The organism is Nocardia sp. bgisy134 (genome assembly GCF_057708325.1).
The window spans coordinates 1-26,757 of sequence record NZ_JBYIRW010000021.1 but is presented as its reverse complement, the minus strand read 5'-3'; the positions used below and the strand labels follow the sequence as shown (position 1 = coordinate 26,757).

The following is a 26,757-nucleotide window of genomic DNA, read 5'->3' as shown; positions in this document are numbered from 1 at the left end:
GTTGCACGATAGGCGCATGACCGAAGAAAGAGAAGACCGGATCTCGTTGCACCCGCAGGTCGAGGCGTATTTGGAGCGACTCGCCCGATTCAATTTCGGTGAGCTGCATACGTTCCCCGTCGAGCAGGCGCGCGAAGGGGTGCGTAGGGGGATTGTTCTGCTGGGCGAGCCCGAAGCTGTTGCCGACGTCGAGGACCGCATGATCCCCGTAACGGATGGGGATCTTCGGGTTCGGATCTACACTCCGGCGGGTGAGGGCCCCTTCCCGCTGTTGGTGTTCTTCCACGGTGGCGGGTTCATGCTCGGCGATCTGGACACCCACGATGGTCTGTGCCGAAGTCTCGCGAATGGGGCCGAGTCGATCGTGGTCTCCGTCGACTACCCGAGGGCGCCGGAGCACAGATTTCCGGCAGCACCCGATGCCTGCTACGCCGCGACGCAGTGGGTTGCCGACAACGCGGCCGGCATAGGCGGGGACCCCGCTCGGATTGCTGTCGGCGGCGACAGTGCCGGAGGCAACCTGGCGGCCGTTGTCGCGCAGACGGCGCGGGATCACGGCGGGCCTGATCTGGTCTTCCAGCTGCTGATCTATCCCGACCTCGATTTCCGGAGAACGAATTACTCCATCCGCGAGTACGCGGGCAAGTACGGCAATATCGGCAGGGCCACCCAGCACTGGTTCATGGACAACTACCTGACCGCTGAAGAGGAGAAGCTCGATCCCAGAGTCTCGCCCCTGCTCGCCCCCGACTTGGCTGGGCTCCCACCGACACTCGTCATCACCGCTCAGTACGACGCGCTGCGAGACGAGGGTGAACAGTACGGCCAGCGGTTGGAGGCAGCCGGCGTCCCGGTCACCGTCAGCCGCTATCCCGGAATGATCCACGAATTCGTCCGGCACACCTTCGACGACAGCGAGAAAGCGCGAACCGAAGCAGCGACAGCACTCCGGAAGGCGTTCATCCGCTGACCGTCACCGCACGCGGGCAAACATCCAGGATCTTCTCCTCGAATGCGGCCCCGCACCGCAGGAACCAACCGCTGGACCGATCGAGGTCCTGGATCAGCCACAGCGGTATCGGCGTCCGACTGGTGGCCGGACGCCGATACTTGTCACGTCAGGCCGGTGACCTGCCGACACGGCTGAGTTGCCGGGAGAGCCGGCGCAGGCCAAGGAAGTCGGCCTCAGCGACGAGCTGGTGTCCTCGGTGGACGAACTGCTGCCCACGGCCAAGGAGTGGATCAAGGCCAACCCGGGGCCGTGTAACCGTGGGACGCCAAGGGCTACCGGATGCTCGGTGACTCGCCGTCGGACCCGGCGTCCATGGCAAACCTGCAGGCCTTCGCGGCCAACCTCCGCAAACAGGTCAAAGGCGCGCCGATGCCCGCCCCGCGGGCAATCCTGGCCGCCGCGATCGAGGGCGCGCAGGTGGACATCGACACCGCTGCGGATCGAGATGGGCTACTTCGTCAGCGTCGTCACAGGCCAGGTCGCGAAGAACATGACCAAGGCGTTCCTTTTCGACCTGCGGCGGATCAACGCTGGCGGTTCGCGTCCCGACGGCTGCGCTGATCCAGCGCAAGTTGGCGCGCTACCGTAGTGACGAAAGTTGCCTATGTGGCTGGTGATGTTTCTCTGTCGGCAGGGTCGATTGGACCTGCGTCGAGGGCGGGTCTCCTGGGAAGCCCGGAACAGATGGCATTCGACGAAAGTGGCAACCGACCCACGGTCCGCTGACACTGCTCGTCATCGCTCGATCCACCGCATCACCAGCCGAGCTGTAGTAGCGCACTACTCCAATTCCATCGCCGCCTAGACGGGTTGAACGGCATACCGATCGGTGGGCCGGCTCGTCGGTGCCAGTGTTGCGGCTGCGCTCCTCCGAAACCGTCGTTCTCGCCGGTGTCTGTCGTGAAATTGGCGTAGTCGACTACCCGTGTCAACCCCTGCGGAGATCGTCATTCTTAGGAGTGCAAGACAAACGTGACTTTCGGTCTATCGGGCCTGAGCGACAACGAAGTCGGTGCGGATGCCGGGGCAACGGCGCGGCGACATCCGCCTGAGTCCGAGATCGAGTACACCTGCCAATTGGCGACTGCTCGAGTACATCGACGTGCGGGTCGAGGGACTTGCGTCATCGAAGCAGGGGCCTGCTGCGGCGTCGACCGACCGGCCGCGGCACAACCGGAGGATCAGTCGGTGTCAGTAGAAAGGCGTGGTGATCCGGCCGCCGAAGAGGTCGGTACCGTAGCTCTGGTAGATCGGGTCGGCGACATTGCACAGATGGTTCATGGCTGCGTGGGCGTCTCGCCGATACCGATTGTCGCGGCGGCGATGGCATATGAACAGGGACCTTCTAGCAGCGGTTTCGGTCCATTCCGAAGCCTTTTCGTGTTACGCGGGGGTGCCGCCGCGAAGCCAGTCGGCCCAGGGGATGCCCCAATCGCCGTTCTGCCAGATGTCGAGGGGGTCGCCGCCGGTGTTGCGGACCTCGACGACGTCGCCGGGGACGACGAAGTCGTAGAACCATGCGGCGTCGTTGGGGGAGAGGTTCAGGCAGCCGTGTGAGACGTTGGTGTTGCCTTGGGCCCACATGGTTGCGGCCAGTTCGTGCACGAAGATTCCGTCGTGGCTGATGCGGACCGCGTTGTTGATGCTCGTGCGGTAGCCGCCGGAGTTGGTCGGCAGGCCGTAGCTGGACGAGTCCATGATCACCGGGTTGTTCCGGTCGAGCACGGTGTAGATGCCGGGGCGGGTCCAGAACGACAGGTATCTGCCACCGACGACGGTGGAGCCGCCCTTGCCCATCGATGTGGGCATGGTGCGCACCAGGTTTCCGTTGTCGAAGACCTCGATCTGTTTGGTGTCGTCGTCGGCGATCGCGACGTGCGCGGGGCCGATGATCACCGACACCCGTTGGTCGCGCAGACCGTAGCGGCCGTCACCGAGCGCGCGTCCGAAGAGTTCGGCCTCGATCGTGATTCTGGTTCCCGGCGCGTGATAGCGCTCGGGCCTCCAGTGTGCGTTGTGATCGTCGAGCCAGTACCAGGCACCGGTGACGGCGGGCTGGGTGGTGACCTTCAGATGGCGTTCCGCGGCGGCCCGGTCGACGGGTTCGTCGAAATGGGCGACGAGCACGAAACCCACTCCGTAGGTGTCGTTTTCGGCCAGCTCGACGAGATTGGCGGAGCGCAGGGAGACGTCGAGGAGTTGTTGCGGTCGCACCGTGGTGCAGGTCGTCGTCGCGGTGACGTCGCCGGCTTCGCCTTGCGCCACGGCTCTGGCGGTGTAGGTGTGTCCGTAGCCGAGTGGTTCGGCGCTGGTCCAGGTTCGATGATCGGGTGCCGGGGCGCCGGGCAGTGATCTGCCCGTTTCGTCGATCCATTCGACCGACCGCAGTGTCCCGTCGGTGACCGTGACCGTGCCGGGGCTGCGCGCATCGACGTCGTGGGTACCAGGTGGAGGATCGAATCGGATCGTGGCGGGTTTGGGGGGCGCGGGGTCGAGCCGCCCGCATCCGGCCAGGGTGAGGCCACCCGCACCGGCGAAGCCGATCAACAGCCGACGACGTCCCAATGCCACCGCGTATCTCCCTTCGCTGGGTGCAGCAGGGCCGACCTCTGTCCGCAAGCATGTGACAGCTACGCGCGGGCGGAGATGGCAACGAGCGGTATCTCCACCGATCCGTCGCACAACCGACACCGTTCCGCGATTGATCGGAATTTTCGGACAAGACGGTCAAAGCGTCGCTGTGCCCGACTTCAGGGGGAACGTGTCGTGGCGATTATGTGGACGCATTTACTCCCTGGTCCAGCCCGTGCGCGGGCATCAAATGTGACGAAGTCCGACCGTCGAATGTGATGCAGGTCATTGACCGAGGAGGTGGGGTTGGGCATCGTCATCAATTCGTTATCGGAAAGAACCTGGTTGGAGATGCCGAATGGCCGACCACAATTTTGCTTACGACCTCACGCTGGACGAGGCCCGACGGCGCAGCGCCGTCGTCGCGGCGCTCGGTGACGACTGGGATCCGGTGGCGGTGCTCGCCGAGGAAGAGCTGGCGTACGACATGCTGTACTCCAATCTCGACGATGAGCAGCAGCGGATCTACGAGGAACTCGTCCAGGCCGGGATCCTGCCGGAACGGGCGCCGCGCCTTATCACCGACTGATCTCACCGCCGAGCACGAACCTGACTGGTGTTCGGCGTGTCGCCTCCGGCGCCGTCGTCACCGACACAGCTCAGCACGATCATCACGTCCGCACGAGCAGTACCTTCCTTCTCGACGTCTTCGATGAACCCGACCCGGCTCGCCGGGCCGCAGCCATCGCCGAGACCTATACCGACGATGTGGTGTGGCATGAATCGGACCGCCCGGTGCGCAGGCGCGAGGATTTCGAATGCCGCGCCGAAGAGTTGCGTGCCGAAAATCCGGACTGGGTCTTCCGGCCCGCAGGCCCCGCGTCGGAGCTCGACGACATCGGCCACCTCGGCTTCCACTACGGCCCTGTCGACCAACCTCCGGTGGTCAGCGGCATGGACATCGCTCGTACCAAAGACGGCGTCATCATCGAGCTCTACACCATCGTCACCGAGATCCGTCAGCCGTCCTAGCTCGACCGAGATGGCCGGCCGGGAACTTCTACGGAGTGCGCTACTTCCGGTGGGCTCTCCTTCGGACTTGCTTCGGAGACACCATGATCCCGCCTATCGCGCGTTTCCCAACGGCCACGCGGCCGCACCCTGAGGTCTGACGGTCGGTGGCCGCGTCGCGGGGTCCGAAGAGAACCCCGCGACCAGCTACCAGCTGTGTTGCGCCGATCCCGCATCCGTCAGGCGGCGTCGAGGGCCGCGGTGATCTTGTGAGCCATCGCAGCAACGGCGGGGCTGGGCTCGCTCTTGCGGGACCCGGCGGCGGCTTCGATGGCGATCAGGACGGTGCCGCGGAAGTTGTCGGCCTCGGCCGGATGTTGCTTGCCGAGCAGGCTCATCGCTGCGGTCAGGGCAGGCAGCACCTGGTCGGCGAGTTCGGCGACGGACTTGCCGTGCAGGTGGATGTCTTTGGACTTGGCGGCGAGCACATGCCCGACCAGCCCGGTCGCCGAGGTCAGGGCGATGGAGCCGTGCGCGATGCCCTTGTGCGGCGCACCGGAGGCGGCCATCAGCGACACGGCGCCGTAGGCGGCGGTGCGCAGGGTGCTGTTGTCCTGGTCGGTCAAGGTGATGGTGGTGGACATGTCGTGTACTCCTCGAAATCGGTTGTGGCACCGACTGAAACGGTGTCGGCGCCGGTCGTTGTGTTCGATGTACACACCCTCGCCGGGCCGACTGGCACCGACCTGACATACCCCTGACACCTCTGCTGACACCGCGTCGGCCATCGACGCGCTGACCGCTGTGATTGACTGAGGGCTTCGGTGAAGTGACTCTTGCCGGTGCCGGAAAGGTCACGGACGCACCGGTTTTCGCGGCGTCCGATCCATTCCCGGGTGCGCAGCGAGGCCTGGGTGGCAACGGAAGGCTCCCCGGTTTCTCAATAGCCGGGCACGTTCTGCGCCACGGCGGGTGCCAGGCGTGAAGATGTTGCCTGTTCGAGACATCCGCGTCTCGATCTTCGGCCCGCGTGGAGGGTCCATCAGCCCGGGATGGGTATGCGCATCTCGAGCCGTGGCTGGAGAAGCTCGCCGCGTTCGCCCCGGAAGATCCGCGGCGGGCACGGATGCGGGAGCAGATCGTGGCGTGCGGGTTGCCGCTGGCCGAACACATCGCGCGCCGGTTCGCCGGTCGTGGCGAGGCGTTCGAGGATTTGCTCCAGACCGCGCGGGTGGGACTGGTGCAGGCGGTGGATCGCTACGACCCTGTCCGGGGAAGTTCGTTCTTGGCGTTCGCAGTGCCGACGGTCATGGGCGAAGTGCGCCGCCACTTCCGGGACCGCACCTGGGCGATGCGCGTCGAACGCGGAGTGAAAGAGACGCACGCGAAGATCGGCCCGGCGACCGAGGTCCTGGCCCAACGGCTGGGTCGGTTGCCGACCGCGCGGGAGATCGCCGCCGAGATCGACGTCGACCTGGTCGAGGTCGTCAAGGCGATGACCGCAGCCAACTGCTACAACACCAACTCACTCGACGTGACCATTCGCGACGAGGACCTCGACGGCCCCTGCACGCCCGGGACCGCCGTGTGCCGCGACGAGAAATGCTATGGGCTGCTCGAGGACGCTATGGCGGTGCGGCCGTTGATCGCGGCACTGCCCGCGCGGGAACGACAGATCCTGATCTGGCGCTATTTCGGATCGATGACCCAAACCCAGATCGCCGAACGCCTCGGCGTATCCCAGATGCACATCTCCCGAATCCTTTCCAGCACCCTGGCCAAATTGCGCGAACAAACCCTCACCGAGCCCAACGCCACCTGAACAACCGCATGCGCGGCGGCTGCCTCGGACCTGCGCCTTGCCCGCCGCCGCGCCCCCGCAACAGAAGCACCCCTCTTCGACCCGGAGGTCCTCCTCGGAAGTCGATTGAGCTGCTGCGGGATTGGGAACTGGCGAATCGGGTATTCACGTGGCTGCGTGCCGAGCTGCGGTCTCCGGGAAGAGTGCCGTGTCGTGCTGCCCTGAGTAGGTCGTGTGCGGTGGCGAGCACGCGGGTGGCCGACGGCAGGCGGACGCCGAGATGGTCGATGTGTCGAGGAGAGGTCTTGTTGCTGCAATCTGGGGTCGGTCGTGGGCGGTAGCTGCGATCTGTCGACGCCATCCGGCGCTGCGGGTCCGGAGTCACTAGGGTCTTTCGTTGTAGTAGTCGAGAGTGCGGCCGGGACGGCCGGGGAGGAGTGCCGCCGATGGGGAATCCGATACCACCGGGTCAGCCGGGTGGGTACGGGTCGCCGGGCCAGTCGAATCCGTATGGGGGTCAATTGAACCCGCAGCAGAGTCAGCCGCATCCCTATCTCGGTCAGCCGCATCCCTACGGTGCACCGCCGCCCGGCGCGCCGAGTCCGGTGCCACCCGTGCCCAGTTACGGTCCACCGAACCGACCGGCGAGCGGCGGCGCGATGGAGCGGGTCGCGGGCGGTCTGCTGTTGGTCGCCGCGTTGCTCGCCATCGTCTTTCGGGTGGCCAACGCGTTCTCCGCGAGTTCGCGTTTCCTCTGGTCGGACATCATGCTCGTGCTGATGATCCTGCTCGCGATCCTCACCGGTATCTGCGCGCTCGCGGGGATGGGCGCGAAGTATCCCGCGCTGCGCGCGCTCGCGGCGGTGGCTGCGGGCATGCTCCTGTCCGGCATGGTGGAAGCGGTGCTCAGTGCCGCGCAGTTCGAATTCCTCTTCGAAGACACCTTTTGGTTGTCCATCCCGTGTGCGCTCGCCGCATTCGCCGCCACCCTCGCGACGGTGGTCGCCGCTGCTGCGGCGCGAACGCCGCCCGCGCCGGGAAGTCAGGGGCCGCACGGGTACCCGGCCCGGAACTAGTCGCCGCGCCGTAGCTCCGCAACCGGTGCTCTGAAACAGCGGAGGGAAGCGCAACCGAACCGATGAACCTGGCGCCGACGAGTCCCTGTCGGCATCCAGAGCCCACCATCAAGGCCTCGAAGCTCTGTCGCAGGCCACTGACATCCAGATGCCCGTCGGGGCATTGGTCACGAGAAACCTACGCGCGTCGCCGAGTTCGTGGCGGTGATCTCAACCCGGCCCGGACGGTGGAAACTCCGATCTGACGTGGGTACCGAGGGTTTCCAGCGTCTCTCGGGGATGATGGTGCCCGGTCTGGCGGTTGTGTCCGCCCGAGCCACCGACCGACGAGTGGGTGATCCGGCTCGATAGGTGCAGACATGAGCGAAAGTTCCGATTCCGGGAGCGGGTTCGGGCGACCAACGGCGGGAATCGAATTCGGCGCCGTGGCCGCTTTCGCTGCCGCGTGGGAAGCCGACGGTCTGCCACCGGTCCTCGCCGACTACCTGCCGGGCGCACGCCTGGATGCGCTGATCGAACTGATCCGGATCGACCTGCGGCATCGATGGCTGCGCCGACTGGCCGGGACCCGCCCCGATGAACCCGTCGCGGCCACAGCCGGGCGCAGGCGGCTGTGCGAATACCGGTCCGAATTCCCCGAACTGACGCCGGAGCGTCTTCCGGCCGACCTGGTGTACGAAGAGTTCGTGATTCGCCGCCACAGCGGCGAACACGTGGATCCGGGCGAATACCTGCGGGAATACCCCGAGCAGGCGGCGCAACTGCGCGAGCTGCTCAACGCCGAGGAAGAGCAGAGCGCCCGGCGCGGCAGCCTGGAACTCACCGCCGCGACCTCTGGCGACTCGATCACCTCGTCGGGGTATCCGACTCGCACTGCTATCGAACTCCGCACCGGACAGGGCACTGCCGGAACCCAGGTCACCGGGCTGGACCGTATCGCCGTCGGTGATCGAATCGATGATTTCGACCTGCTCACGGTGCTGGGCAGCGGTGCGTTCGCGCGGGTGTTCCTGGCCCGGCAGCGGTCGCTACAGCGGCTGGTGGCGGTGAAGATCTCCACCGACCACGGCACCGAACCGCAGACGCTGGCACAGCTCGACCACGACTACATCGTGCGGGTCTTCGATCAGCGGCTGCTGGACGAGCCCGACCTGGACAGGGATCCCGGTGGGCGTCGGCTGCGACTGCTGTATATGCAGTTCCTGCCCGGCGGCACCCTGCTGGGCGTGTTGCACCGGGTGCGGGCCACCCCATCGGACCAGCGCAGCGGACAGCTGCTGCTGGACGCGGTGGACGCGGCAATGGCGGAGAAGGGAGAGATCCGGCCGACCGATTCCAGCGTGCGCGCGGAGATCACGACGCTGTCGTGGCCGGAAACCGTCGCCTGGCTCGGGCGCAGACTCGCCGAGGCGCTGACATACGCGGACGCGCACGGAGTGCTGCACCGTGACGTCAAACCGGCCAATGTGCTGCTCACCGCCGAGGCGGTGCCCAAACTCGCCGATTTCAACGTCAGTTTCAGCCGCGATCTCGCCGAGGCCAACCCGGTCGCCTATTTCGGCGGCTCTCTGTCGTACATGGCACCGGAACAGCTGGAGGTTTGCCACCCCGGCTACGACCGGTCCGCCGACGATCTCGACACCCGCGCGGACATCTATTCGCTCGGTGTGGTGCTGTGGGAGCTGCTCACCGGCGCCAAGCCGTTCGACGACATCACCGCGGGTGAACACGACGATGCCGCCACGCTGGCGGCCATGGTGCAGCGCCGTCGCGCCGGGGTGGATGCGGGCGCGCTCGAGCGGATTCCGCCCGACTGTCCGGCGGCACTGCGGCGGGTGCTGCTGACCTGCCTGGCGCCCGAGCGTGACCGGCGGTGGGCCGATGGCGCGGAATTGGCCCAGCAGCTGGAAGTCTGTCTGGACGAGCGCGCCCGCGACCTGGTCGACCCGCCGCCGTCCAGTTGGCGATTACGACTACGGCCGTGGCTGGTGCCGGTGGTGGTACTCGCCGCGTGCATCCCGAACGCGCTCGCATCGGCGTACAACGTCGAGCACATTGGGACGCTGATCGTCGAACGGCTGAGCCTCCCGGCGCAACACGCGGGACGGATCACCGCAGCCCTGACGAACGCGGTGTTCTTCCCGTTGGGCATCGCGCTGGTGCTGTACATGTCGCGGTATCTGCTCATCGTCTCGCGCGGCCTGCGCCGGGGCCGGGAATACGACCCGCTGACACTTGCCCGGGCACGATCGGATGCCCTGCGGCTCGGCGATCGTGCTGTGCTGGTGTCGTTTTCACTGTGGAGCCTGGCGACGATAATCTTCCCGCTCGTGATCCACCTCACGACCAAAGAGCTCAGCGAGGAGGTGCTGCTGCACCACTTCGGCGGAGTGCTGGTCTGCGGTGCGATGGCGGTGGCCTACCCGTTCTTCCTGGTGACGTTCTACATGGTGCGCTGCATCTATCCGATGTTCCTCCCGCTCGGCGACATCACCGCGGCCGATGCTCTGCATCTGCGCCGACTCGATCGCCGCTGCACCGTGTACCTCACCGTGGCGGCATCGGTGCCACTGCTGGCGATCGCCGGGGTGACCTTGCTACCGCCGAACGACATTCCGCTGGTGCTCCTGGCCGTGCGGGTGTTGTGCATCGGCGCGATCATCGCCTTCATCGTCGTCTATGTGCTGTTCCGTGCGATCGAGGCTGATCTGAAGGCGTTGAGACGCGTGGTGGACCCGGTCGCCGGACAGCGTGAGCCGCATGCTGCCGGTCGACTATGAGCACACAGGGTCTGGGCGAGGGCTGCTGCCTGCTACTGCGCGGCTTGGCGCTCCTCGTCCCCGTCGCTTTCCTGATCGGTGAACGAGCTGTCATTTTGTCGGCCGTGTCCGATGCCGCGCCATCCCAGTGGGAGTTGGACACGGCCGGCCCGGATATCGCCGAGGAGTTGCGCGTAACCCTCACGGACCTCGCCGAGATGGACCCACGCCGAGTGCCGAAGCTCATCGCAGTCGGCATGCAGCACCGTCCACCACGCCTCGGCATAGCTCTTTGCGACATGACTGATCACCTCACCGAAGGAGTGAGTGTGGCGGCGGGCGCACCGGCTGTGGCGGACGTAGAACACCGCCCAAGAGTTGATCTTGTCGATGACCTTCGCGATATCCGTATGGAGAGCCGCCTCGGTGCGGGCGGGTGGATGCCGATGAGGATTCAAAACCGCCGCAATCAGGGCGGCGTGTAGATCGCCCAGTTCTCGCGCCCACGCGATCAGCGGCAACGGCCCAGCGAGACGACCACCGATTGCGGCCAATAGTTGATCCGGTGACAGCAGGGATCCCGCATCCGTTTCCGGATCCTCCGGTGCTTCCGTCATATCCGCGTCCATGGCGATCACATGTCCTCCGTCGCGGGCCGACGCTTCGAGCAGGCCAGATGGTTCTTCGTTGCCGGCGACGGCCATGTGGTGGACTTCGCCGGGGTTGCCTGCGCAGCCTCGGGGGCCGTCACGCGGTGAACGGTGACGATCTGGCGGCGAGGGCTCATGGCGCGCGGTGGCCGGACGCTGCGGCCGGTGACGACGTGGTGGTCGCCGCCTCGGGCGATGCGCGTCGAGATGTCAATGCCATGGCCGGGACGGTCGGTCATGCTGTAGTGCGCCGATTCCACAGGCCGCGGAGGTGGGCTCGTATGTGCAGATCTGAGGCTTGTTGCTCGATCGCGACCTCAGCTGAATAGGCGTGCCGTTGCATAGTTGACTGCTCGAAAGTAGATGAATGATTGATACAACGAGATCACGGCTGTGACTCGGCGCATAATGCTAGTACTGACTGCGCACTCAGTCAACGACTGGGGCTGAGCGGTCAGTGGACACTAGAGTGTGCCGGAATTCGGACGAGGAGGGGTGGTACCGGGTGAGTAGGCGTGCGGCTGAGCCGGGCAAGTCGGGTGCGATTCTGGATACTTTCACGCGCCATGTTGCCGAGAAGGGCTACGACGGGACCAGCTTCAGTGGTGTAGCAAGGGAGTTGGGTATCTCGCAGGGCTTGATCGTGCATCATTACGGCACGAAGGCGCGGTTGCTGGAAGCCTTGCATATTTCCTATATGCGGCAGCGTATCGATGAGGCGGAGCGCATCATTTCGCAGTTTTCCACGCCTACCGAACGGATGGCCGGACTGTTGCACGCCTCCATGCTCTATCAGGTGCGCGATAGAAATCGGACTGTCGCGTTCCAGCGTGAGGTCGCGCGGTTCGCTGAGCAGGACGAGACTGCCGAGGGGCGTAAGTTGCGCCGGTATTACATCGGAATCATGCGCGGCGTGCTCGAATCGGGCGTTGCTTCCGGCGAGTTCCGGCCTGTCGATGGAAGTGTCCGGACCCTGCTCATCTTCGGTGCGGCGCAATGGGCGTGGACGTGGTTCGATCCGGAAGGGCGTAGCTCCGCCGAGCAGGTCGGTGCTGAACTGGTAGATCTCACTCTTGGATCTCTGTTGGTGGATAGGAGCTCGTTGCCGCGTCTCAGTGATCCCGAAGGCCCGCTTGTTGCCGCGGTGACCAAGATCATCACCGACGCGGAGGGGACGCCGGAAGAACTGCCGGACGGATGACCGTGGTCCGGCGGACTCGTTCGGTGTGCGTCCGTGACCATGTGGCGGCGACGCACTCGCGGCGGCCGGGCCGCGGCCGAAGAGGCTGACGATGCCGAGCCGATCTGCCCGGCAGTGGCCCGGGTCGTGCTGGGGTTCCGTCCCTGGTTGCAATTTCACGGTATGCTGAAATACGTTTCAGCGGGTGCTGAAGCGGCATCGGCAGGTATTCACGCGTGCTCGTAGAACGGGCAAAAAGGGGACAGCGGGGCATGGCGGCACGAGCAGGAAGGGGTCCGCGCGGGGAACGCGGCACGCAGGCGGACCGCATCCTGACAGCCGCCCGCAAGTCCTTCGCCGAGCGGGGATACAGCGGGACCTCGTTGCGGTCGGTGGCTCAGGCCGCCGATGTGGACCCCACCCTGGTGAACTATTACTTTTCCAACAAGACGGGACTGCTGAAGGCGGCGCTGGAGCCGCCGGATGCCTTCGGTGAGGCCATTGCCGAAGCCGCCAAGGTGCCGCTGGACGAGCGCGGGCGGGCCTTCGTGGAGGCGGCGCTGCGCATGTGGGACGACCCGGCCACCGCGGAGGTTCTGCGTTCGATCATCCTCGCGGCAAGTCACGAGCCCTTCGCCATGGAGCGACTCCGCTCCGTCTTCTCCGCGCTCGTCCTGCAGGTCGTGTCGGCGAGCCTTTCTCACGATGAGGCCGAGTTGCGCGCAGATCTGGTCTCCACGCAGATCGTCGGCCTGGCGATGACACGTTACGTCTGGGCGCTCGACCGTATTGCCGACATCCCCTCGGAGCAGGTCATCCGGCTGATCGCGCCGACTGTGCAGCACTACCTCACGGGCGCCCTGGGCGGGGACATCCCAGGGAACGTCTGACCGCAAGCGACTGCTCGACGTGGGACATCGCCCGCCGGTCCGCGAGTTTCCAGTGCAGACCGCCGGTAGCCGGTGTCCCGAAATCTTCCACCCCCTCCATGGGATGGCCTGCGAGGACGATGCATCGTTCCGGTCCGTGACCTCGGCTTCCCTGGGGCGTTCACGGTTCCGACGTGTACGACAACGACAGGTCACCGGGCTCGCGACGGTCCCGTCCCTGGAGGCTCCGGCGCCGTTTCGACGGCACTCGCGAGCGGGGAGCGGCGGCCAAGCGGGCGGGCATAGTGCCGTACTAGCCGCAGCCGGCCAAGGCGGCGGGCATTGCGCCGTACAGCCTCGGTCGGCCAAGGCGGCGGGCATTGCGCCGTACAGCCTCAGTCGGCCAGCCGGGCTCGCGAACTGATCGTCAAGCGCCTTCCCGCCCTCAGCCCCGCCGCGCTGAACGTGTGCCCCGGTGGCGGCGAGCTCCCGGCGAACACCTCGTAGGCAAGCGGCCACCCGGGCGGCGCCCGTCGGACACCGTATTTTCATGACCTATTGAAATTACCCTTGCCCGTAGCGAGCAGGCGCGCGTACGGTGAGCCCAGTTAATTTCAGTACACGTGGAAATGGAGTGCCATGGTCCGATTCAAGGCTGCTGGAGTGGAGCCTGGCCAGCGTCAGCTCAACGGACCGCAGACCACCGGTCGTCAGTACCGCAATCTGTCCTCGGCCCAGCACAGGACGACCCGTGAGGACAATGTGCCCGTCCCGGTCCGCGATGGCACCCGGCTCCTGGCCGACATTCACCGGCCCGACGCGGAAGGCAGGTTCCCCGCCCTCATCGCGGCGGCCCCCTACCCGCGCCAGCTCCAGGACCTGGGCGCCCCCGCGGCCATCATCGAGGCAGGCGCCAGTGACTTCTGGGTGCCGCGCGGTTACGCCCATGTCATCGCCAACCTTCGCGGCACGGTGGGCTCGGGCGGCACCTACACCTTCTTCGACGAGCAGGAGCGCAAGGACCTGTTCGACCTGGTCGAGTGGGTCGCCGGGCAGCCGTGGTGCGACGGGAACGTAGGCATGATCGGCATCAGCTACTACGCCATGACCCAGATGGAGGCGGCCACCCAGCGACCGCCTCACCTCAAGGCCCTGTTTCCCTTCAACGTCACCGTCCAAGCGTGGGAAGCCAGCTACCACAACGGCCTGTTGAGCGAGGCTTTCATTACCCCCTGGTTCCGCGCGTTGGGCGTCCTGTCCGCCCACGGCGACCGTCTCTACCGCAAGGGTCTGTCCCGTCTCCTGCGCAAAGTTCTCGCCATTCCCGCCGTCCACCACCGGTTCCGCCACGCCGACGCCGTCCAGGTGCACCACGGCCTGCAGCTGGTCAGCCGCTTGAGCCACGATGCCCACCCATGGGGCGCTCTGCTGAACGCAGTGGCCGAGCACCCCGTTCGGGACGAGTGGTGGGACGAGCGTGACCTGACCGAATTGCTTTCCCGTGTCGACATTCCCGTCTACCTCGGCGGCGAGTGGTCCAACGTCCCTCTCCATCTGCCCGGTCTCTTCAAAGCCTGGGAGGCCCTCGCCCGCAATCCGCACGTGCGCATGACCATGCTCGGAGAGCACAGCCTGCCCTGGCCATGGGAAAGCATGCACATCGAGGCCCTCGCCTGGTTCGACCACTGGCTCAAGGGCCGGGACACCGGCATTCTCGAAGGCCCTGCCATCCGCTACTGGTTGCCCGGGGCCGAACGGTGGCACACTGCCGACTCCTGGCCCCCACCGGCCATCCACATCGCCCTGTGCCTCAACGCCGACGGTTCGCTCACGGCCGACGAGCGGCCGGGCGAGCGCAGCTACGCCACGGACGGCGCGAATGCCATGCCCGCCCAGCTGAGTTGGATCAGCGACCCCCTTCCCGGCGACCTCGACATGGTCGGTCACCCCGAGCTACGGCTCACCGCCACCAGCAGTCAGGCCGACACGGGATGGATCCTGCTCCTGCAAGACATCGGCCCGGACGGCACGTCCATCGACATCACCCAGGGCTGGCTGCGCGCCAGCATGCGCCACGTCGACGAGGACGCGAGTGAGACGGGCAGGCCCGTTCTCCCGATGCAGGCGCGGATTCCCGTCCCTCCCGGCGAGCCGGTCGACTACCGGATCCCGCTGGTCGCCAACGCCCGCCGGTTCCAGCGCGGGCACCGCATCCGGCTGATCCTCACCAGCGACGACAATCGCGAGGACTTCCAGCCCATGCTGCTGTTCAGTCACGCCCCCGTCGGCATGGCCTGCGTCAACACGGTGCACTCCAACTCACGCTTGTTCCTTCCGATCCTGGACGACGAATGAACGGGATGCCCTCCGGCCGCGGCGATCCTGCGGTCCGCTCGTCTTCGATCACCTTCCCTGTGTGCCCCCGGCCGGGACCGGCGTGGCCTCGATACCCCTCGCCGCGGCGCCCCCGCCCAGGCAAGACAGTCCCAACCTCTTTTGGAGTGAACTGATGACCACTACATCCACCCGCAGGCCCAGCCCGAGCCTCCTCCGCTACGCGTGCGCGGTCGGCGGCGCCGTCCTGGCCACAGCCCTGCTGTGGGCCGCAGCCCGCGGCCTCGGCGTCGAACTTCGCGTCGATACCCGCAACGGACGGCCGGCCCAGGTCGTCGGCCTGCCCCTCGTCGTGGGCAGCACGCTCGTAGTCTCCCTGCTCGCCTCGGCGGCGCGCAAGTGGCTGGACCGGTTGACCGACCGGGCCCCGGCCGTCTGGACCCGAGTGGCCGTCACCGTGTTGCTGGTGTCGCTCGCGCCCATGGCGTACGTCCAGGCTTCGGGCAGCACCAAAGCCACACTCGCCCTGATGCACCTGGCAGTCGCCGTCGTACTCGTTCCGCTCCTGGCCCTCGGAAGCGGCGATCGGCCCGGAACGCGGTAGCGCGGCGATCATGGTGGACTTCGCGGCGCGTCACCCCGACCGGCCCGCCGTCCAACTCGACGGCGCCACCTCGAGGTACGCCGAAGTCGACGAGGACCGTCGCGGTGCCCATGAACCGCTGCGGAAGGCACGTGAGGTGGAGTAATGCAGTGCCATCTCACAGTCCGATTCCCGGGTTGGCCGCCGATGCACTACCGAGCCGACTCCGTAGCAGCACACACTTTTGCGAAGGCAATGTATGAGCTGAGACTGGCAACAATTCAAATCGATCACGATATGCGCGAAGCATTGCGGCCCATGCCTTGTCAGCGGCTCTGGCGATGAACAAACATGACCGATGCCGCCTGCTGCAGCATCTGATGGGCACGGTCGGAGCTGAATCCCTCCCTGTGCCCACCAGTTCGAGATCCAGCCGAACTCGACTCGAACACCCCACATGCTGATTGCCGACCGTGCCCCTGGATGGGCGTAGCGAACTCTCTCCGGGGCAATGGCATTCGTGCGATGCGGCGCATTGCTGTAATGAACCGGATCGCGAAGTGCTACAGCTACATTCCGAGTGTGCCGAAAAGGACGCTTTCACAACGTCGGGCTCGGCCTCTGAGCTTTGAACGCGAAATCTCGTTGCGGAAATCAGGAACGACTTCGTCGACCGCGCGTTGGGCAATCTGTGATCGAGTTCGGCTCACCGGAACTCAACCGTCGCCACGTTGCACATCGATGGGTCACGGTGTGTCCCATGTCCTTCGTGAACAACAGCCCGGGATCCGGGCCCGACGTTGTCGAGGCTGCCGCGGCCCGCCTCATCCGAGCAGCAGCGAACCGGCAGCCCTGTGCGCCGGTCCGTGACCTGATCGGCAGCACCGATGTCGGCGCCGCCTACGCCGTCCAGGAGCGCCTCACCTCCGCCCGGCTCGACGGCGGCGCCATCATGGTCGGTCGGAAGATCGGTCTGACCTCACCGGCAGTCCAGGCCCAGCTCGGCGTCGACCGGCCGGACTTCGGTGTCCTCTTCGCCGACATGCAGTGCTCGGAGGAGCAGGTCGTGGCGATGGACCGGCTGCTCCAGCCGAAGGTCGAGGCGGAGGTCGCCTTCGTCCTGGACAGGGACCTGGACGACGGACCGCTCGATATCGAGTCCGTACGTCGTGCGGTCGCGTACGCCGCGCCCGCCCTGGAGATCGTCGACAGCCGCATCGCCGGGTGGGACATCACGTACGGGGACACTGTCGCCGACAACGCGTCGAGCGGCCTGTTCGTGATCGGCGGTGCCCGCCGCGACCTGAACGAGTTCCGACCGGTCGACGTCACCATGAGCATGCGGATCGGCGGTCGTGAAGTGTCCACCGGCGCCGGTTCCGCCTGCCTCGGCGACCCGCTCGAAGCCCTGCGGTGGCTCGCCCGGACCGCCCGGGAATTCGGCGATCCGCTACGGGCCGGCCAGATCATCCTCTCGGGCGCGCTGGGCCCGATGGCGCCGGTGGTCGGCGGTGATCACGTTATCGCCGAGATCAGCGGCTTGGGCGTGGTCCAGGCCCGCTTCGCAGGTGGCGCAACCCCCAGCAGGGCCACCAGGATCTACGCAGGAGAGGCAGCATGACCCGCGCAGGCAAGTCCAAGGTCGCCGTCATCGGGTCCGGGAATATCGGCACCGACCTGATGATCAAGGTGTTGCGGCTCTCGAAACACCTGGAGATGGGCGCCATGGTGGGCATCGACCCGGACTCCGACGGCCTGGCGCGCGCGGCCCGCTGCGGCGTACCCGTCACGGCCGACGGCGTCGAGGGCCTGATCGGCATGGCCGGATTCGACGAGATCGAGATCGTCTTCGACGCGACATCGGCCAAGGCGCACGAGGCCAACGCGGACAAACTGGCGCCGTACGGCAAGCGACTCATCGACCTCACCCCGGCGGCGATCGGACCGTTCGTGGTTCCCGCGGTCAACATCGAGGAACACATCGACGCCGCGAACGTCAACATGGTCACCTGCGGTGGTCAGGCGACGATCCCGATCGTGGCGGCCGTCGCGCGGGTTGTGCCGGTCGCGTACGCGGAGATCGTGGCGTCCATCGCCTCGAAGTCGGCAGGCCCGGGCACGCGCGCCAACATCGATGAGTTCACCGAAACCACTTCGCATGCCATCACCAGCGTCGGGGGAGCGGAGCGCGGTAAGGCCGTCATCATCCTCAACCCCGCCGAGCCGCCGTTGATCATGCGCGACACCGTCTTGTGCCTCGTTCGAGCACCCGGCGCGGCGGTCCATGCCGAGATCACCGCATCGGTGCAGAAGATGGTCGGCGAAGTGGCCGCCTATGTGCCCGGGTACCGGCTCGAGCAGGCGGTCCAGATCAGCCCGATCCCGGACGGCCAACCGGTGCACACATTGCTGCGCGAGGACACCGACACCGCGCCCACCCATCAGGTGTCGGTGTTCCTCGGGGTCGAGGGCGCCGCCCACTACCTGCCGGCCTACGCCGGAAACCTCGACATCATGACCTCTGCCGCCGTGCGGATGGCCGAGCGCATCGCCCAGCGGAAGGACGAAACCCGATGACCGCCAACCTGTTCATCCAGGATGTGACGCTGCGTGACGGGATGCATGCCGTCCGGCACCGCATCACACCGGAGAATGTCGCCGCGATCGTGGCCGCGCTCGATGCCGCCGGTGTCGATGGCATCGAGGTCGCGCACGGTGACGGCCTGGCCGGCGGCTCCCTCAACTACGGACCAGGCTCCAACACCGACTGGGAGTGGATCGAAGCCGCCGCGGCCGCTATCGAGCACGCTCGCTTGACCACGTTGTTATTGCCGGGAATCGGCACCATCGATGACCTGAAGCAGGCGTACTCCCTCGGCGTCCGGTCCGTCCGCGTGGCCACGCACTGCACCGAGGCAGACGTCTCCGCGCAGCACATCGCCACGGCCCGCGAGCTCGGCATGGACGTGGCCGGCTTCCTGATGATGAGCCACATGGCCCCGGCCGACGAGCTGGCGAAGCAGGCGGCGCTGATGGAGTCCTATGGCGCACACTGCGTGTATGTCACCGACTCCGGGGGACGGCTGACGATGGACGGGGTCCGGGAGCGCGTTCGCGCCTATCGCGAGGTGCTCACCCCGACAACGGAGATCGGCATTCACGCGCACGAGAACCTGTCGCTGTCGGTGGCCAACTCCGTGGTGGCGGTCGAGGAAGGAGTGACCCGGGTCGATGCTTCGCTGGCAGGCCACGGCGCGGGCGCAGGCAACTGTCCCATCGAGCCGTTCGTCGCCGTGGCCGACCTGTACGGCTGGAAGCACGGATGTGACCTCTTCGCCCTTCAGGACGCTGCCGACGACCTCGTTCGTCCGTTGCAGGACCGGCCGGTCCGCGTGGACCGCGAGACCCTCACACTCGGTTATGCGGGCGTCTATTCGAGTTTCCTGCGCCACGCGGAAGCCGCCTCCGAGCGCTACGGCATCGACGTGCGTGACATCCTGCTCGAGGTCGGCAGGCGCGGGCTCGTCGGTGGACAGGAAGACATGATCATCGACATCGCCCTGGACCTGACGGCCGCCCCGACCTCATAGGGAAGGCTCAACTCGCTCACTGCCATTCGTAGGTACCGCGACCGAGCGACAGGCGCATCGAGACGCTGCCCTCGTTGAGGCGCCACTGATGAACAACGAAGGTTCGCAGACCCGCCGTGACGAAGGGATCCGCTGACGCAATGGAGATCGCCTCGGCCTCGTCGGAGGCGCGTAAGACCGTGACGCCCGATCCCGGGCCGACGTCGGGGCCGCTGACGAGGGGACCGGACAGGAAGACGAGGTGGCGTTCCTCGAGGTCCAGCAGCCAGGCGATGTGTTCCGGGACGAGGGCGGCAATGTCCTCGGCGGTCGTCCCGTCTACCGGTGTCGAGGTGACCATCCAGTAATCCCGTCCCAGGAGCCGTGAGAGATCCGGAGCGTCGTGATCGGTGGCGGGGGGCATGGAATTCATCCCAGAACTGTATGCAATTTGAGCCCGAAAACTCCAGAAGAACCTTGACATTAAAAGTGCATACACATTACGGTCGACAAGAACGAACAGGAGTGACGCCGCACGCGGACTTCTCGGCCGAGCCGTTCGAGGCGCTGTTCATCGACCACCACATGACTCGGCCGCCAACCATGGGAAGGAAGGTTCACCATGCCGATCGCCGAACTCGGTCATTTCGGAGTTTTCTGCACTGACCTGGAGACCAGCACAGCGTTCTACCGCGATGTCCTCGGACTGATTGTCACCGACGAGGATCTGAATCTGGGCATGCGATTCTTCAGTGCCCGACCGAACTTCGAGCACCACGAGTTCCAGCTCGTCGAAGGCCGGACCGTGGCGCGCGCCGACGAGAACACCAAGCTCATTCAGCAGGTCTCGTTCCGGGTCAATCATCTGACCGAACTGCTCGAGTTCCACCGCAGATTCATCGAGCACGACGTCGACTTCGACATGATCGTGACGCACGGCAACGCGTTCGGAATCTACTTCTTCGATCCCGAGGGCAACCGGTGCGAGGTGTACTGGCAGACCGGGCTGCCCGCCCGCCAGCCATTCCTGGCGGCGATCGACCTCACCGAACCGATCGAGAAGCTGCTGGCCGACAACGCGGCGCTGGTCGCTCGGTACGGGGAGACCGGCTATCTGCAGCCGGGGCTGGTGAAGAACCTCATCCCGGACGCGATCGACTCCTGACAGCGCGCGTTCGGCAAGGTTCCACTGGAGAGGAAACCCATGATCACGCTGACCGACATCGCCTACGTGCGGTCAGGAGTCGCAGATCTCAGGACGGCCGTCGACTTCGCGACTCGCATCGTCGGTCTCGAGCTCGCCGGCGAGACCGAACCGGGCGTCGCGCACCTTCGCGCCGACTCCCGCCACCACTGTCTCGCTCTGGTCGAAGGGGTGTCGGGGGTCCTGGCCTCCGGGTTCACTGTCGCCGACACGGATGCGCTGGAGGCGGCCGAGAGCGATCTCGAGCGGGCTGGTTTCGCGGTGCGGCGTGGGTCGAAACAAGAGGCTCGTTCGCGGCGCGTGGCCGAGTTCATCGGCTTCGACGACCCCTTCGGCAATCGCATCGAGCTGGTCAGCCAGCAGGAAACGATCACCCGCCCGGTCGCTTTCACTCGGCCTGCCGGCATCACGGAGTTCGGGCACCTCTGCCTCGACGCCCCGGATGTGCACGAGGCCTACCGGTTCTGGAATGGGCACTTCAACGCCCGCGTCTCGGATTGGATCGGCAACGCCGCGTGCCTGATGCGGATCGATCCCGTGCACCACAAGCTGGCCGTATTCCAGGGTGAGAGCGCTGGTCTGTGCCACATGAACTTTCAGGTCGAGTCCATCGACGACGTGTTCCGTTCCTGGCACTTCCTGCAAGAGCACGACGTCCAGATCGAAATGGGTCCTGGTCGCCACCCGCAGTCGACAGCGGTGTTCCTCTACTTTCTCGGCCCCGAGGGCTTCACCTACGAGTACTCGTTCGGTGTGCGTCGCATCGAGGACGATGCGGCCTGGCGACCGCGCACGTTCGATCCGGACGAACCCGGTTCGATCGATATGTGGCTTGGCCCGGTCAAGCGAGTGTCGACGCAGCGTCCGGCCCCGATGACCGAACCCATTCCACACCGACAAGGAGCTAGCAAGTGACCGTCACCAGCGATCAGCCGACCGCAACGATCCGCGAGGTCGAGGGGGTGCGTACCGCCGTCATCGACACCGGGGAGCCCAGCGGCGAGAGCGCGCAGCCGCCGCTGCTGCTCCTGCACGGATCCGGTCCCGGTGTCAGCGCCGCGGCCAACTGGCGTCCCGTACTGCCGTCCCTGTCGCAGACCCGGCGTGTCATCGCCCCCGACCAGCTGGGCTTCGGTGGCACAGCCACCGGTGAGCCGCGCACGTGGGGTCGGCAGGCGTGGACCCGGCACGCACTCGCGCTGATGGACGAACTCGGCATCGAGACCTTCGACATCATCGGCAACTCGATGGGCGGGGCAATCGCCCTTTCGCTCGCGGCCGAGCGTCCCCAGGCCGTTCGCCGCCTCGTCCTCATGGGCTCGATGGGTGTCGCGATGGCGCTACCGCAAGGGCTCGACACGGTCTGGAGCTATCGGCCGGGAATGGAGAACATGCGCGAGATCATCGGGCTGTTCGCCTTCGACCGGGGGCTGATCACCGATCAGCTGGTCGAGATGCGATACGGGGCAAGTGCCGAGCCCACCATCGCGAAATCCTGGGAAGCGATGTTCCCCGAACCGCGCCAACGCTGGGTCGACGACCTCGCCCTGTCCGGTGCCGAGCTGACCCGGGTGGCGCAGCCGACCCTCATGATCCACGGGCGGGACGACCGGGTCGTGCCGTGGAAGGAATCCTCGGGGGCGTTGCTGGAACTCCTTCCAGACGTCCGGCTGCACGTGCTGGGCAACTGCGGCCACTGGACCATGATCGAGAAGACCGCCGAGTTCCTCGGCGTCGTCGAACCGTTCCTGTCCGAGGCCTGACCTGGCTGAGCCCCCGTGCTCGCGGGGGCCTTCGAGAATTCCGACACCACGCGTGCTTTCGGTGATCTCGGCTTCACCGACAACGTGGCCTGGGCCGACCCTGAGCGTCCGCTGTCGTGTGCCGTGCTCACCAGCGGCAAGCCGATTCTGTATCCCGAAGTGATCCGATGGATCGGGTTGCTCTACGGGATCACGTCGCAGACCCCGAAGGTGGCCGATACCGACTTGGCTTTCCGAGCGGGAAGTCATTGGAGAAAAGAGGAGTTCCGATGTTGAGCACCATGCAGGACGAGCCGTTGTCGCTGGCCACGTTGCTGCGCTACGCATCGACGTTCATGGGCGATTCCACCGTATCGACCTGGACTGGGACCGGCGTACGCACCATGACATACCGCGAGCTGGGCGCCGAATCGGCGCGTCTGGCAAATGCGTTGCGCGGCTTGGGAATTGGTGTCGGCGATCGCGTCGGCACCTTCATGTGGAACAACAACGAGCATATGGTCGCCTATATCGCGGTGCCGGCGATGGGGGCGGTGCTGCATGCGCTGAACATCCGGTTGTTCCCCGAGCAGCTGGTCTACGTGGCCAATCACGCCGAGGACCAGGTGGTCATCGTGGACGGCACCCTGGTGCCGATGTTCGCCCAGTACCTGCCGAACCTGAAGACGGTGCGCCACGTCATCGTCGCCAACGGCGACGCGTCCGCGTTGCAGGCCCCCGAGGGCGTGCAGGTGCACTCCTACACCGAACTGCTGGCCGCCCAGCCGGACAGCTGCGACTTCCCGGTGATCGACGAACGGTCAGCTGCCGCAATGTGTTACACCTCCGGCACCACCGGCGACCCCAAGGGCGTGGTGTACTCGCATCGCTCCAACTGGCTGCACGCCATGCAGGTCGGCGCGAACAACGGCATGGGCCTGCACGGCACCGACACCATCCTGGCCATCGTCCCGCTGTTCCACGCGAACGCCTGGGGCCTGCCGTACGCGGCATTGATGTCCGGGTCGAATCTGCTGATGCCGGACCGGTTCCTGCAGCCGGGTCCGCTGCTCGAGTGCATGGCCGCGCAGCAGCCGTCCTTCGCCGCCGCGGTGCCGACGATCTGGGGTGGCGTGCTGGCGGGGCTGGCGGCGAATCCGCAGGACATCACACATCTGCGCGCGGTAGTGGTGGGCGGTTCGGCCGTTCCGCCGTCGATGATGCGCACCTTCGAGGACGAGCACGGCGTGCAGGTGCTGCACGCGTGGGGCATGACCGAGACCTCGCCGCTGGGTAGCGTCGCGCATCCGCCCGCGACCGCGGTCACTGAGGAGGACAAGTGGGCCTACCGGGTGACGCAGGGGCGTTTCCCCGCCGGCGTGCAGGCCCGTCTGGTCGCGGACGACGGCAGTGTGGTGGCCAACGACGGTGTGTCGCTGGGTGAGCTGGAAGTGCGCGGCCCGTGGATCACCGGCTCCTACTACTCGCCGGAGGGCACGCCGGTGGATCCGGAGAAGTTCGACGGCGGCTGGCTGCGCACCGGCGATGTCGGGAAGATCAGCGAGGACGGTTATCTCACCCTGGTGGATCGTTCCAAGGACGTGATCAAGTCCGGTGGGGAGTGGATTTCGTCGGTGGATCTGGAGAACGCCGTGGTGGAACACCCCGCGGTCGCCGAGGCCGCCGTGATCGGCGTGCCGGACGAGAAGTGGGACGAGCGCCCGCTGGTGGCCATCGTGCTCGCCGAGGCCGCCGAGGCGAAACCCGAAGAGCTGCGCGAATTCCTGGCCGACAAGTTCGCGAAATGGCAGCTGCCCGAACGCTGGACGTTCATCGCCGAGGTTCCCAAGACCAGCGTGGGCAAGTTCGACAAGAAGCGGCTGCGCAGCCAGTACGCCGACGGCGACCTGGAAGTCACCATGCTCGGCTGAGCACTTCCTCTCGGTGACCCCCGCGTCACCACTTCACCACCGTCAGTGGTGACGCGGGGTTGGTCCGCATCCGCCGCGCGGCCGGCAGATCGCACAGCGCCAGGACGCGCAGCACGTGAGTGGTGTGGTCGGCGCGGTCCGCCCCGAGCTGTTGCTGCCGCGGCGCCGGCCTGACTTCGACCTCATCGCGAAGATCGTTGCCGCTCATGGCGGCCCGCGCACCGTCAGTCCGGAACGCCGACCATCTCCAGCGCCAAGGGCACGGCGGTCGGCTGGTAGTCGGGCGAGGTATCGCTCAACACTTTGACGGCGGTGTGGGCCAGGTGGCTGGCCATGCGGGCTTGGGCCACGGCTTTGGTTCCCGCTTCCAGCGCGGACAGAATCTGCGCGTGCTCGCGATCACCGGCCTTGTGCCAGCTGTTCGGCTCGCCACCCTGGTAGATCCGGATATACCGGACGCACCGGTCGGCCAGTTGACGCAACTGCTTCTGCATGGTGTCGCCGGCGCCGCAGGTGATCGTGCGATGGAACTCCGAGTGGATGACGAACCAGCGCTCGGTCTCGCCTGCCTCCGCGGCCGCTCGCATGGCCGCCAGCTGCTCAGCCGCCTGCTGTCGGGCTTCGGCGTCGAAGTTGTCCACGGTCATGGCCACGGCCAGCGACTCGAGCACGACTCGGCTCGCATAGATTTCGTCGAGCTCGCGAGGGTCGAGTACGGAGACGCGGGTGCGCTGGTTCGGTTCGATCTGGACCAGGCCCTCCTCCTGCAGCATCCGCAGCACCTCGCGCAACGGCGTCCGGCTGACGCCGAGCTGCTCGGCCAGCGATACCTGGGAGAGCTTCGTCCCAGGTCGCAGGGTGCCGTCGAGAATCCGCTCGCGCAGGTAGGCGTGCACGTGCGGGATCGCCTGGCGTGCCTCGGGCAGCTCCACTTTGGTGATGTGCGGGACGAGCACTTTCCGACTCATAGCCATAGCTTAAGCGGTGTGTATACATATTCCTTCTCTTTCGTGAGTCGGCGAGGTAAAGTGTATACAGTATTTGGGAGTCGTGACGTCTGCGAAGCCGTCCCCTCCCCGCACGAAAACCCGTGAGGATGTGACGAATGTGAGAACTATCGGGGTGATCGGCCTGGGCAAGATGGGTCTTCCGATCGCTGAGAACTTGCTGGATCGGGGCTTCGATGTGGTCGGGTACCGGCGGAGCATCGAGTGTCCCGAGCTCGGGGCCGCGGGTGGCGCCGTCGCGTCATCGCCGGCGGACCTGGCCGCCTCGTGCGAGGTCATCGTGTCGATCCTGCCGACCGCGGACGACGTCGAACACGTCATCTGCGGGCCCGAGGGCACGCTGTCGACGATGCGCCCCGGGACGGTCCACCTCGAGATGAGCACGATCCCGGTCACGAGGAAACTCGAACTGATGCGTCAGCTCGAGCACGTCGGGGCCACCATGCTCGACTGTCCGATCAGTGGTAGTCCCGGAATGGTCGGCCCGCGTCTGGCCACCGTCTTCGCCTCTGGAGCAGCGGAGGTGATCGATCGAGTGGCCGATGTCCTGGACGCCATCTCGGGGCCCTGGGTCATCACCGGTGACTTCGGCACCGGCACCCACCTGAAGTACATCTCCTCCATGCTCGTGGCGACCCATACGGTCGCGGCTGCGGAAGCGATCGTGCTGGCCCGCCGCAACAACTTGGACCTGGATATGGTCCAGCGCACCCTGGAGACGTCCATCGCGGGCTCGGCGCTGCTCCAGCAGCGAGGTCCCCTCATGGCGCACCGGTCATGGCTGCCCGCCCCCGGGCCCATCGCGACGTTGCAGGAGATCCTCGACCAGGTCGAGGCGCACCTGCACGATCTCGGCGAGCGTCGGCCGGTGTTCGAGGCGGCCAAAGCGGTGTTCGACCAGGCCTTGGTCGATGGCTGGGGTGCGCTCGATATCGCCAGCGTGCACGACCAGATTTCCCACGAAGACGCTCTCGCACAAGGAGTCAGTAAATGATCTATGTGACCCACCGCCTCCCGGTCAACGAGCCGGGCGAGCCCACTCTCGATCGGACCACCGTGTGGCGGGGACTGGCCATGAAGGCCAACAACGCGCTGCCCTTCGTGCCGGCCATGACGCACTGCGAGGTCACCGCTCGCCTCGACGACGAGACTTTCGATCGCGAGATCGATCTGTTCGGCGACCGCTATTCCGAGCGGATCGCTCTGGAGACCGAGCGGCGGGTGGTGTTCACGCGCCTCTCGGGTCCGGTTCTCGGCACGATCACCAATGACATCGAGGAGGACGCGGAGGGTCTGTTCCTCCGGTTCAGCTTCGCGCTGGTGCTCGGCGGCGCCGCTAGCGGTTCTCCCGAGGAGTCGGCGTACGCCGCCGAGATGACGACCCAGTACATAGCGGCCGTCGGCGCCACGCTCAACGCCATGCGTCGCGTCGCGCGCGGAGAAGTACCTGTCGAGGTG

General features: G+C 66.2%; 27 protein-coding genes and 1 pseudogene. 21 read left to right on the top strand and 7 right to left on the bottom strand.

Annotated features, from left to right (window positions below; translation table 11 throughout):
* The first annotated feature begins 16 nt into the window (after positions 1-16).
* Together AC3ERS_RS29980 and AC3ERS_RS29975 are read left to right on the top strand one after the other, a co-directional pair.
* Positions 17-970: an alpha/beta hydrolase gene (locus tag AC3ERS_RS29980; protein WP_431971482.1), complete on the top strand. Its 954-nt coding sequence runs from the start codon at positions 17-19 to the stop codon at positions 968-970.
* 190 nt (positions 971-1,160) lie between these two features.
* Positions 1,161-1,595, top strand: a pseudogene (locus AC3ERS_RS29975) (3-hydroxyacyl-CoA dehydrogenase); the annotation flags it as partial.
* Positions 1,596-2,395: 800 nt separating this feature from the next.
* On the opposite strand, the gene AC3ERS_RS29970 reads toward AC3ERS_RS29975, so the two are convergent.
* On the bottom strand, positions 2,396-3,583 hold the full coding sequence (locus tag AC3ERS_RS29970) for a L,D-transpeptidase (RefSeq protein ID WP_431971481.1): 1,188 nt from the start codon (positions 3,581-3,583) through the stop codon (positions 2,396-2,398).
* A 358-nt stretch (positions 3,584-3,941) separates the two neighbouring features.
* Between AC3ERS_RS29970 and AC3ERS_RS29965 the strand changes: the two genes are divergently transcribed.
* Together AC3ERS_RS29965 and AC3ERS_RS29960 are read left to right on the top strand one after the other, a co-directional pair.
* Positions 3,942-4,172: a DUF6400 family protein gene (locus AC3ERS_RS29965; RefSeq protein WP_431971480.1), complete on the top strand. Its 231-nt coding sequence runs from the start codon at positions 3,942-3,944 to the stop codon at positions 4,170-4,172.
* Positions 4,169-4,615, top strand: coding sequence for a nuclear transport factor 2 family protein (locus AC3ERS_RS29960; protein WP_431971591.1), 447 nt, complete (start codon positions 4,169-4,171; stop codon positions 4,613-4,615). The genes AC3ERS_RS29965 and AC3ERS_RS29960 overlap by 4 nt, the downstream gene beginning before the upstream one ends.
* 218 nt (positions 4,616-4,833) lie before the next feature.
* Here AC3ERS_RS29960 and AC3ERS_RS29955 read toward each other — a convergent pair whose 3' ends face one another.
* Positions 4,834-5,238, bottom strand: a complete 405-nt coding sequence (locus tag AC3ERS_RS29955; protein ID WP_431971479.1) for a hypothetical protein — start codon at positions 5,236-5,238, stop codon at positions 4,834-4,836.
* Positions 5,239-5,624: 386 nt separating this feature from the next.
* On the opposite strand from AC3ERS_RS29955, the gene AC3ERS_RS29950 reads away from it, so the two are divergent.
* The 3 genes from AC3ERS_RS29950 to AC3ERS_RS29940 all read left to right on the top strand — a co-directional run bounded on the left by AC3ERS_RS29950 (position 5,625) and on the right by AC3ERS_RS29940 (position 10,251).
* The gene (locus AC3ERS_RS29950; protein WP_431971478.1) at positions 5,625-6,416 is read left to right on the top strand and encodes an RNA polymerase sigma factor SigF; all 792 of its coding nucleotides are present in this window, start codon (positions 5,625-5,627) and stop codon (positions 6,414-6,416) included.
* 425 nt (positions 6,417-6,841) lie between these two features.
* Positions 6,842-7,471, top strand: coding sequence for a hypothetical protein (locus AC3ERS_RS29945; protein WP_431971477.1), 630 nt, complete (start codon positions 6,842-6,844; stop codon positions 7,469-7,471).
* Between the two features lie 359 nt (positions 7,472-7,830).
* Positions 7,831-10,251, top strand: coding sequence for a serine/threonine-protein kinase (locus tag AC3ERS_RS29940; RefSeq protein ID WP_431971476.1), 2,421 nt, complete (start codon positions 7,831-7,833; stop codon positions 10,249-10,251).
* 32 nt (positions 10,252-10,283) lie between these two features.
* Here AC3ERS_RS29940 and AC3ERS_RS29935 read toward each other — a convergent pair whose 3' ends face one another.
* A complete protein-coding gene (locus AC3ERS_RS29935; RefSeq protein WP_431971475.1) occupies positions 10,284-10,868 on the bottom strand; it encodes a hypothetical protein in 585 nt (194 codons plus the stop codon).
* On the bottom strand, positions 10,865-11,119 hold the full coding sequence (locus tag AC3ERS_RS29930; protein WP_431971474.1) for a hypothetical protein: 255 nt from the start codon (positions 11,117-11,119) through the stop codon (positions 10,865-10,867). Before AC3ERS_RS29930 ends, AC3ERS_RS29935 begins: the two co-directional genes overlap by 4 nt.
* 266 nt (positions 11,120-11,385) lie before the next feature.
* Between AC3ERS_RS29930 and AC3ERS_RS29925 the strand changes: the two genes are divergently transcribed.
* The 7 genes from AC3ERS_RS29925 (at position 11,386) to dmpG (ending at position 19,436) form a co-directional block, all read left to right on the top strand.
* Positions 11,386-12,081 (top strand): TetR/AcrR family transcriptional regulator, encoded by a 696-nt coding sequence (locus AC3ERS_RS29925; protein WP_431971473.1) that lies wholly within the window; start codon positions 11,386-11,388, stop codon positions 12,079-12,081.
* Positions 12,082-12,332: 251 nt separating this feature from the next.
* Positions 12,333-12,950 (top strand): TetR/AcrR family transcriptional regulator, encoded by a 618-nt coding sequence (locus AC3ERS_RS29920; RefSeq protein WP_431971472.1) that lies wholly within the window; start codon positions 12,333-12,335, stop codon positions 12,948-12,950.
* Between the two features lie 618 nt (positions 12,951-13,568).
* Positions 13,569-15,284 (top strand): CocE/NonD family hydrolase, encoded by a 1,716-nt coding sequence (locus tag AC3ERS_RS29915; RefSeq protein WP_431971471.1) that lies wholly within the window; start codon positions 13,569-13,571, stop codon positions 15,282-15,284.
* 154 nt (positions 15,285-15,438) lie between these two features.
* Entirely contained in the window at positions 15,439-15,867 is a 429-nt protein-coding gene (locus AC3ERS_RS29910; RefSeq protein WP_431971470.1) for a DUF6069 family protein, read from the top strand.
* Between the two features lie 739 nt (positions 15,868-16,606).
* Positions 16,607-17,467 carry a 2-keto-4-pentenoate hydratase gene (locus AC3ERS_RS29905; protein ID WP_431971469.1) on the top strand — a complete coding sequence of 287 codons (861 nt, stop codon included), beginning with the start codon at positions 16,607-16,609 and terminating at the stop codon, positions 17,465-17,467.
* Positions 17,464-18,423 carry an acetaldehyde dehydrogenase (acetylating) gene (locus tag AC3ERS_RS29900; RefSeq protein WP_431971468.1) on the top strand — a complete coding sequence of 320 codons (960 nt, stop codon included), beginning with the start codon at positions 17,464-17,466 and terminating at the stop codon, positions 18,421-18,423. Before AC3ERS_RS29905 ends, AC3ERS_RS29900 begins: the two co-directional genes overlap by 4 nt.
* Positions 18,420-19,436, top strand: coding sequence for a 4-hydroxy-2-oxovalerate aldolase (gene dmpG / locus AC3ERS_RS29895; RefSeq protein WP_431971467.1), 1,017 nt, complete (start codon positions 18,420-18,422; stop codon positions 19,434-19,436). Before AC3ERS_RS29900 ends, dmpG begins: the two co-directional genes overlap by 4 nt.
* 16 nt (positions 19,437-19,452) lie before the next feature.
* On the opposite strand, the gene AC3ERS_RS29890 is transcribed toward dmpG, so the two are convergent.
* Positions 19,453-19,848: a YciI family protein gene (locus AC3ERS_RS29890; protein WP_431971466.1), complete on the bottom strand. Its 396-nt coding sequence runs from the start codon at positions 19,846-19,848 to the stop codon at positions 19,453-19,455.
* Between the two features lie 189 nt (positions 19,849-20,037).
* On the opposite strand from AC3ERS_RS29890, the gene AC3ERS_RS29885 reads away from it, so the two are divergent.
* Genes AC3ERS_RS29885 through AC3ERS_RS29865 form a run of 5 tightly spaced genes read left to right on the top strand, consistent with a single transcriptional unit; the run spans position 20,038 to position 24,292 of the window.
* Positions 20,038-20,580: a VOC family protein gene (locus AC3ERS_RS29885; protein WP_431971465.1), complete on the top strand. Its 543-nt coding sequence runs from the start codon at positions 20,038-20,040 to the stop codon at positions 20,578-20,580.
* Positions 20,581-20,619: 39 nt separating this feature from the next.
* Entirely contained in the window at positions 20,620-21,534 is a 915-nt protein-coding gene (locus AC3ERS_RS29880; RefSeq protein WP_431971464.1) for a VOC family protein, read from the top strand.
* Entirely contained in the window at positions 21,531-22,382 is an 852-nt protein-coding gene (locus AC3ERS_RS29875) for an alpha/beta fold hydrolase (RefSeq protein ID WP_431971463.1), read from the top strand. The genes AC3ERS_RS29880 and AC3ERS_RS29875 overlap by 4 nt, the downstream gene beginning before the upstream one ends.
* A gap of 15 nt (positions 22,383-22,397) precedes the next feature.
* Complete coding sequence (locus tag AC3ERS_RS29870; protein WP_431971462.1) at positions 22,398-22,658, top strand: hypothetical protein; 261 nt, start codon at positions 22,398-22,400, stop codon at positions 22,656-22,658.
* Positions 22,652-24,292 (top strand): long-chain fatty acid--CoA ligase, encoded by a 1,641-nt coding sequence (locus AC3ERS_RS29865; protein WP_431971461.1) that lies wholly within the window; start codon positions 22,652-22,654, stop codon positions 24,290-24,292. The genes AC3ERS_RS29870 and AC3ERS_RS29865 overlap by 7 nt, the downstream gene beginning before the upstream one ends.
* 25 nt (positions 24,293-24,317) lie before the next feature.
* Here the strand turns inward: AC3ERS_RS29865 and AC3ERS_RS29860 are convergent, their stop codons facing one another.
* Both AC3ERS_RS29860 and AC3ERS_RS29855 read right to left on the bottom strand, forming a co-directional pair.
* Positions 24,318-24,500, bottom strand: a complete 183-nt coding sequence (locus AC3ERS_RS29860; protein ID WP_431971460.1) for a hypothetical protein — start codon at positions 24,498-24,500, stop codon at positions 24,318-24,320.
* 16 nt (positions 24,501-24,516) lie between these two features.
* Positions 24,517-25,260 carry a GntR family transcriptional regulator gene (locus AC3ERS_RS29855; RefSeq protein WP_431971459.1) on the bottom strand — a complete coding sequence of 248 codons (744 nt, stop codon included), beginning with the start codon at positions 25,258-25,260 and terminating at the stop codon, positions 24,517-24,519.
* A 139-nt stretch (positions 25,261-25,399) separates the two neighbouring features.
* Here AC3ERS_RS29855 and AC3ERS_RS29850 point away from each other — a divergent pair, with 139 nt between their 5' ends.
* Positions 25,400-26,293 carry an NAD(P)-dependent oxidoreductase gene (locus AC3ERS_RS29850; protein WP_431971458.1) on the top strand — a complete coding sequence of 298 codons (894 nt, stop codon included), beginning with the start codon at positions 25,400-25,402 and terminating at the stop codon, positions 26,291-26,293.
* Positions 26,290-26,757 (top strand): SRPBCC family protein (locus tag AC3ERS_RS29845; RefSeq protein WP_431971457.1); only part of this gene is annotated, 468 nt, incomplete at its 3' end. The genes AC3ERS_RS29850 and AC3ERS_RS29845, both read left to right, overlap by 4 nt.